The organism is Nocardia vinacea NBRC 16497 (genome assembly GCF_000308835.1).
Lineage (GTDB): Bacteria > Actinomycetota > Actinomycetes > Mycobacteriales > Mycobacteriaceae > Nocardia > Nocardia vinacea.
In genome coordinates this window covers 35,955-42,543 of the sequence record NZ_BAGN01000213.1, presented here as the reverse complement: position 1 = coordinate 42,543, position 6,589 = coordinate 35,955, and the positions used below count along the sequence as shown (strand labels likewise).

The window sequence follows — 6,589 nt, the reverse complement described above, 5'->3', positions numbered from 1 at the left end:
ACGCTCGCTCATGCCTGCGCCTCGCTGGCGCTCGGCTCCGGCATGACCGATATGTCGGCTGTGTCGATTGTTCGCTCGCTACGCTCGCTCATGCCTGCGCCTCGCTGGCGCTCGGCTCCGGCATGACCGATATGTCGGCTGTGTCGATTGTTCGCTCGCTCATCGGGTGACGCCCTTGCCGACCACATGCTCGTCGTATTGCGGGTGCTTCTCCAGGTAGGCCTTGATGAACGGGCACAGCGGCCGGATCACCCGGCCGCGGGCGACCGCATCCTCGACCGCGTGCTCAGCCAGAACGCTTCCGAGGCCCTTACCGGAGAACGCGCCATCGATCTCGGTGTGGATGAACACCGTCTCGTCGTCGCGCTCCTCGTATTCGGCGAATCCGGCCAGTTCGCCGCTGTAGAACACCTCGTAGCGCTTCTTCTCGTCGTTGCGAACGACGTTGCTCTCGGGGGTCGATTCGGTCATGGTCGACTTCTCCTTCGTCGGACGTACCGGGTGCTTGCTCAGGATCGACACGCGGTTGAACGCGCCGATCGTGGTGGCGACCCAGAGGATCGCCGAGACCTGCTCATCCGATAAATGCTCGCGTGCCAGAGCGTACTCACGGTCCATCGTCGCCTCGTCCGGCAGCGTGGCGGTGAGTTCGGCAAGTGCCAGCGCGGCCCGCTCCTGCGGCGTGAACAGCTCGGTCCGCTGCCATGCGGACAATACGGCGAGTTCGCGCTCGGTGGCCCCGGCCGCTACAGCGGCGCGATGGTGCACGTCCAGGCAGTAGGCGCAGCCGTTGATCTGCGAGACGCGCACGTTGATCAGTTCGATGAGCCTGCGGTCGAGTCCGGCCTCGGCACCGGCCGCGCGGACCGCGCTGGCCACGGTGTTCAGCGCTCGAAACGCCTCGGGGATCTGCTTATCGATGAACACGCGTCTGCCGGAGGACTCCATGGTCCGGATAGTAGAGCAGTACGGTGGCCGGACTGCGGTCCGGTTCACCCTGCTGCGCTGGGGATCAGGCGACCTCGTGGAACCGCCGGAGTTGGAACGGCTCGATCAGGATCTCGTTCAACACGACCGCGGCCTCCTCCAGATGCGGGGTTTCGAAATGCGCCGCGAGCGCCGCTTCGTCGACCCACTCCTCGAGCAGCACCACCCGGCTCGGGTCGCTCGGGTGCAGGTACAGCTCGTAGGCGATGCAGCCCGCCTCGGCGAGCGTCGGCGCGACCAAATCCTCGAGCGTCTCGCGCAGTTCGGTCTCGTGACCGGGCTTGGCGGTAAATCGGACATTGAGCGTCAGTGTGGACACCGATGCCTCCTGATCTGCTGCGTGGTCGGTCATTCCCAGGCATCGCTGATTCCCATGCAGCCCAGGCCTTGTGTGCCCACCTGGATGCCGCTCGCGCCCAGTGCTGCAGTCGGAAGTGAGGTCATATTTTGACCCCTTCGCATGGCTGCGTGAGTGCGGCCGGTTTGACGGCGGCGGTCTTGCCCTCGTACAGGTCGATCTTGTAATCGAGTACGGCCAGGGTCTGACGGAGTTCGTCGATCTTGGCGAGCACCTCCGCGCGGGTATTGCGGAACATCTGCAGCCGCTCGGGCACGGTGGATTCCCCCTCGCGCACCAATTCGGCGTAGCGGACCATGTCCGCCACCGACATCCCGGTGGTGCGCAACCTGCCGATCAATGCCAACCACTCCAGATCGCGATTGCTGAACCGTCGCTTCCCGGCGTGATCGCGCCCGATGTAGTTCATCAGCCCGATCCGCTCGTACCAGCGCAGCGTGTCGCGACTCAGTCCCGACCGATCGGCCGCCTCGCCGATCGAATACTGCGGCTTCTCCCGATCCGCTTCGACAACTTGCTGATCACCGACAACCTGACCTACGGCTCCACCCACTGCACTCGCCCTTCTCGATGAACACAACCGACGTTAGTCACTTGGAGCGCACTCCAAGCAAGTCCAATTCTGCCGAACATCGGATCCGCTTGCCGCCTGCCGTGTACTTTGCGTGGGACACTGGAGCCGACCAGGGGTGGGGCGAGCTGAGGAGCGAGGGTGACGGCACTTCCTGAGCCATGGCGGCGGCAGCTGACAATCGCTGAGTATGAAGCGCTCGGTGAGGATGATCTGTATCGCTGGGAGTTGCAGGAGGGGATCCTTGTGATGTCGCCATCACCGAAACCGCGCCACAACGTGGCGGGCGCTCGACTCTTCAGTCAGGTGGACGAGCAATTGCCGGCGGATCTCAGAGCGGCCCCGGATGTCGACATCGACTTGCAACTGGTTCCCGAGGACGGGCCTGCCACAGTCCGTCGGCCCGACCTGGTGGTAGTGGACAGCAGCGAGTATCAGCGGGTGGAGGACGAAGGCGGCATCCTTCGGTCGTCGCGTGTCCACGTTGTCGTCGAGATCGTGTCGCCCGGTTCCCGGCGGATGGATTACAAGATCAAGCGTGGCGAATACGCTGATGCCGGGATTCCGCACTATTGGGTGCTCGACTTGACCCCGCCGGTGAGCCTGCTGGCCTTCCGGTTTACAGACGAACTCGGCTACGTCGACAACGATGAGGTCACGGGCACTTTCACGACGAATTCGCCGTGTCCTCTCACGATTCGGCTGGATCAGCTGGGCTGACGCGCCCGAACGCGGTCATCGCCGCGCTTTCTGCTGCGCGGCGATGACCGACGAGAGCCGTATCGCAGGTTCAGTCGCGCTTGGGCAGCTCCTGCACGGCCCATTTGTTGCCATCGGGGTCGGTGAAGAAGGTGAACAGGCCCCAACCCATATCCACCACCGGGGACGCCTCCACACCCGCCGCGACCAGCTGCTGGTACGCGTCCTCGGCGCTCGCGACGACCACCTGCATGCCCTCGACGCTGCCCGGTGCGGCGTCGGTGAGGCCCTCACCGATGCAGATGGAACAGCCGGAGCCGGGTGGGGTCAGCTGGACGAAGCGCAGGCTCTCGTCGACGCGGTGGTCGTGGTCGGCGTTGAAGCCGATCTTGGTGTAGAAGTCCTTGGCGCGGTCCACATCGGTAACCGGAATTGCGACCAGTTCGATTTTCCAATCCATCTGCTGATTATTTCGAGTGACCTGCAAGCAGTCACCAGCGGAGGCATCTCACCCGCTCGACGGCGAGAACCGGTTTTCGCACCTACCCTGGTGACATGCCAGGTAAGGACATCGACCGGATCAGGGCCCGCTCGGCCTGGGCCACGGTCAAGGAAAGCCCGGTGATCACCGCCATCGCGGTGGCGCCGTTCGTGGTGGCGCTCGGCGTCGTGTGGTGGCTGCTCGGCGGATTCGCCGCGTTTGTGCTGCTCGTCGTCCTCGGCGTCGTCGTGGTCGTGGGCGGCAAACTACTGCACTGATGCCATCCGCGATCAGCGCGGAATGTGGAAGCGCACCAGATCGCCGGTGCCCTCGTCCACCTGCGCCCACGGCCGGTCGAATTCGAGTACTGCCAGCGCCGATGTGGGGAACTTCCGGCTGAGCTCGATCGCCGGTTCGGAGTCGCGATTGCTCGCCAACTCCCATGCCGTCCACGGCATTCCGGGCGCATGCCCGATGACCAGCAGCGTCGTGACATCGTCGTCGCTGAGCTGGACCAATTCGATGAGCGTGCGCGGCGACGCTTCGTAGATGCCCGCCTCGTAGACCACCGGCGCGGTAACTCCGGTGGCGGCGAGCGTTTCGCGCGTGCGTGTGGCGGTCGAGCACCGTACCGCATCGATCGGCGGCTGGGTCTCGCGTAACCACTGACCGGCAAGTCCGGCCTCGCGCTGACCACGCGGAGCGAGCGGACGCTCGTGATCGGAGATACCGTCGGGATAGGACGACTTACCGTGCCGCATGAGGATCAGAGTCCGCACCATGGAGATACCGTAAGCCCTCCGGAGGAGAGGCCTCGAACACACTCGAGGCAAACTGAAAGCGGCATCACATCACGGCGCCTCATGGAGCACCCTCCGCCGGCACCGCGACGATGACGCTCCCGACCACTCCCGACCCCCTTGGGTGGCTATAGCCCAGGTACATTTTCGAGGATCTGCACAATATGGCCTACGTAATCACGCAGCGTTGTTGCAACGACGCCAGCTGCGTCACTGAGTGCCCGGTCGATTGCATCCGTCCCACCCCGGACCAGCCGGAATTCGCGACGACCGAGATGCTCTACATCGACCCCGACACCTGTATCGACTGCGGTGCCTGCGTCGACGCGTGCCCGGTGGAGGCCATCTTCTCCGAGGATGATCTGACCGCGTCGCTGGCCAGGTTCCGTGACATCAACGCCGCCTACTTCCAACGGCATCCACTCGAATCGAACTTCGATCCGATCGTCACGCCCGCGCGTCCGCCCAAGGAACTCGGCACGCTGCGCGTCGCGATCGTCGGCGCGGGACCCGCGGCCTGTTACGCGGCCGACGAGCTGCTGCGCCGCTGCGATGTCGAGGTCGAGATGTTCGATCGGCTGCCCACGCCGTGGGGTCTGGTGCGCGCGGGCGTCGCCCCCGACCACCCGGGCACCAAGACGGTCTCCGGGCTGTTCGAGTCGGCCTTCCGGCGCGAGACGCTGCAGTACTACCTCAACGTGGAGGTCGGCTCGCACATCAGCCACGAGGAACTGCTCGCTCACCACCACGCGGTCATCTACGCCGTCGGCGCGTCCGCCGACCGCCGTTTGGGCGTGCCGGGCGAGGATCTGCCTGGCAGCCATTCGGCGACCGAATTCGTCGCCTGGTACAACGGCCATCCGGACTACGCGGATCGCAAGTTCGACCTGTCCGGTGAGCGCGCGGTGATCGTCGGCAACGGCAACGTCGCGCTGGATGTAGCCCGCGTGCTGACAGTGGACCCGGACGAACTCGCCAAGACCGATATCGCCGACCATGCCCTGGATGCGCTGCGCGGCAGCAATATCCGCGAGGTCGTCGTGCTCGGCCGGCGCGGTCCGCTGCAGGCGGCCTACACCTCGCCGGAATTCCTGGCACTGACCCATCTGAAGGGCGTCGATATCGTCGTCGAGGAGGCCGACCTGACGCTCGACCCGGGCAGTCAGGCGCTGCTGGACGATCCCGAGGTCGAGCCGTCGCTGGAGCTGAAGTACACCCTCGCCAAGGAATACGCGGCGGGGCGGCGTGATCCGGCCAATAAGCGGATCGTCTTCCGCTACCTGGTCTCGCCGACGGCATTGCACGGTGCCGATCACGTCGAGTCGGTGGAGTTCGCGCACAACGAATTGGTCAGCGAGAACGGCCAATTGGTGGCGCGCACGACCGATCGCAGCGAGACCCTGGACGCCGGACTGGTTTTGCGTTCCATCGGCTACAAGGGCGAACCGATCAAGGATCTGCCCTTCGACGAGCGCCGCGCCGTCGTCCCCAACGAGCACGGCCGCGTCATTGGCGAGGATGGTATTCCGTTGCCCGGTGTGTACGTGAGCGGCTGGATCAAGCGCGGTCCACGCGGTGTCATCGGCTCCAACCGCGTCGACTCCGAGGAGACCGTCGAGCTCCTTCTCGCCGACTTCACTGCGGGCAAACTCGGTGTGCCACAGGCCGATCGGGCCGCGCTGAAGGCGCTGATCGCACAACGGCAGGCCGATCTGGTCGACCGTGAGGGCTGGAAGGCGATCGATACGGCGGAGAAGTCCGCGGGTAAGGCGTCGGGCCGTCCGCGGGTCAAGCTCACTACCCGTGAGGATCTGCTCAAGGCCGCGCGCGACTGAACAGCGACCGGCTCCGTTCCCAGTGAACGGAGCCGGTTTTTCTTTACAGGGGCATGATGCGCACGACGGTCGTGGTCGTGCCGCCGACCACGAACCACAACCGCAGCACCGGCCGTCCGGAGCGGTCGCCCGGTTCGTAGCGGCTGCGCACGGTGACATGCTGACGAGCCAGCACCGGCGCGACGTACTCGATCACCGCGCGATGCGGCCCCGCGACCAGCTTGGGATATTCGACCAGGAACTGTTCCACCGCCTGCCAGTAACAGGCATTGTTGACGTGGTTGTACTGGTCGATATCGGTGGCCCGCACCGGGAACGGCATATCGGTATCCGATTCCGGCGGGGTGGAGTCGGTGAGATAGGGCCGCCAGCGCAGGCGGTGCTCATTGGTGGTCTGCGCCAGGTATGAGAGGCCCTCATCGCTGATCCTGGCGGGCATATTGTTGGACTCGCTGATATTGATCCAGAAGCCCTCGGTCTCGATCAATCCGCCGTTCGCGCTGGTGATGCGCACCCGCATATTCGTCCACCGGGTGGACATGCTCGAACACCACCGCAGCAGCCGTACCTCGTCGGGCCACAGGATCGGCCGGATGACGTCGATGACCGTACGACGCACGATCCAGCTCGGATCGGTCGTATGCAGATTCGTCTGTTGCAGTTGTTCCCAGGCAATATCCTGCAGATAACGTGCGACGGCGTCGAACCGCAAGCGGTTGTACGGATCTACATCGCCAGCCCGGATGGGCCACGCCGACGCAAACCCCATGCCCTCCTGGGGAAGCGGGGCGAGTGGCTGATCGAGTGACACTGGTGCTCCTCGCGCTGCACGGTGTGCCGCGTTCTCTTACGCTGCTG

At 64.8% G+C, this 6,589-nt stretch carries 9 protein-coding genes and 1 pseudogene; 3 read left to right on the top strand and 7 right to left on the bottom strand.

Features of this window, described 5'->3' with window-relative positions:
- Positions 1-159: 159 nt before the first annotated feature.
- The 4 genes and pseudogenes from ON44_RS53800 to ON44_RS29490 form a co-directional block, all read right to left on the bottom strand.
- On the bottom strand, positions 160-471 hold the full coding sequence (locus ON44_RS53800; RefSeq protein WP_306306530.1) for a GNAT family N-acetyltransferase: 312 nt from the start codon (positions 469-471) through the stop codon (positions 160-162).
- Positions 472-489: 18 nt separating this feature from the next.
- Positions 490-948 (bottom strand): annotated as a pseudogene (locus ON44_RS53795) (carboxymuconolactone decarboxylase family protein); the annotation flags it as partial.
- 64 nt (positions 949-1,012) lie between these two features.
- A complete protein-coding gene (locus ON44_RS29495; RefSeq protein WP_040695894.1) occupies positions 1,013-1,306 on the bottom strand; it encodes a putative quinol monooxygenase in 294 nt (97 codons plus the stop codon).
- Between the two features lie 121 nt (positions 1,307-1,427).
- Positions 1,428-1,898 carry a MerR family transcriptional regulator gene (locus tag ON44_RS29490; protein ID WP_040695873.1) on the bottom strand — a complete coding sequence of 157 codons (471 nt, stop codon included), beginning with the start codon at positions 1,896-1,898 and terminating at the stop codon, positions 1,428-1,430.
- Between the two features lie 159 nt (positions 1,899-2,057).
- Here ON44_RS29490 and ON44_RS29485 point away from each other — a divergent pair, with 159 nt between their 5' ends.
- Positions 2,058-2,636 carry a Uma2 family endonuclease gene (locus ON44_RS29485; RefSeq protein ID WP_040695869.1) on the top strand — a complete coding sequence of 193 codons (579 nt, stop codon included), beginning with the start codon at positions 2,058-2,060 and terminating at the stop codon, positions 2,634-2,636.
- Positions 2,637-2,706: 70 nt separating this feature from the next.
- On the opposite strand, the gene ON44_RS29480 is transcribed toward ON44_RS29485, so the two are convergent.
- Positions 2,707-3,075 (bottom strand): glyoxalase superfamily protein, encoded by a 369-nt coding sequence (locus ON44_RS29480; RefSeq protein WP_040695867.1) that lies wholly within the window; start codon positions 3,073-3,075, stop codon positions 2,707-2,709.
- 95 nt (positions 3,076-3,170) lie between these two features.
- Between ON44_RS29480 and ON44_RS29475 the strand changes: the two genes are divergently transcribed.
- A complete protein-coding gene (locus ON44_RS29475; protein WP_040695866.1) occupies positions 3,171-3,374 on the top strand; it encodes a hypothetical protein in 204 nt (67 codons plus the stop codon).
- Between the two features lie 12 nt (positions 3,375-3,386).
- On the opposite strand, the gene ON44_RS29470 is transcribed toward ON44_RS29475, so the two are convergent.
- The gene (locus ON44_RS29470) at positions 3,387-3,878 is read right to left on the bottom strand and encodes a SixA phosphatase family protein (RefSeq protein WP_040695864.1); all 492 of its coding nucleotides are present in this window, start codon (positions 3,876-3,878) and stop codon (positions 3,387-3,389) included.
- A 182-nt stretch (positions 3,879-4,060) separates the two neighbouring features.
- Between ON44_RS29470 and ON44_RS29465 the strand changes: the two genes are divergently transcribed.
- A complete protein-coding gene (locus ON44_RS29465) occupies positions 4,061-5,731 on the top strand; it encodes an FAD-dependent oxidoreductase (protein ID WP_040695863.1) in 1,671 nt (556 codons plus the stop codon).
- Between the two features lie 43 nt (positions 5,732-5,774).
- On the opposite strand, the gene ON44_RS29460 is transcribed toward ON44_RS29465, so the two are convergent.
- A complete protein-coding gene (locus tag ON44_RS29460; protein WP_040695861.1) occupies positions 5,775-6,542 on the bottom strand; it encodes an acyl-[acyl-carrier-protein] thioesterase in 768 nt (255 codons plus the stop codon).
- Positions 6,543-6,589 lie beyond the last annotated feature (47 nt).

Excerpts from the sequence above, each read along its gene's own strand:
- ON44_RS53800 (WP_306306530.1), bottom strand. The coding sequence starts at position 471 with ATGACCGAATCGACCCCCGAGAGCAACGTCGTTCGCAACGACGAGAAG.
- ON44_RS29480 (WP_040695867.1), bottom strand. The coding sequence starts at position 3,075 with ATGGATTGGAAAATCGAACTGGTCGCAATTCCGGTTACCGATGTGGAC.
- ON44_RS29475 (WP_040695866.1), top strand. The coding sequence starts at position 3,171 with ATGCCAGGTAAGGACATCGACCGGATCAGGGCCCGCTCGGCCTGGGCC.
- ON44_RS29470 (WP_040695864.1), bottom strand. The coding sequence starts at position 3,878 with ATGGTGCGGACTCTGATCCTCATGCGGCACGGTAAGTCGTCCTATCCC.
- ON44_RS29465 (WP_040695863.1), top strand. The coding sequence starts at position 4,061 with ATGGCCTACGTAATCACGCAGCGTTGTTGCAACGACGCCAGCTGCGTC.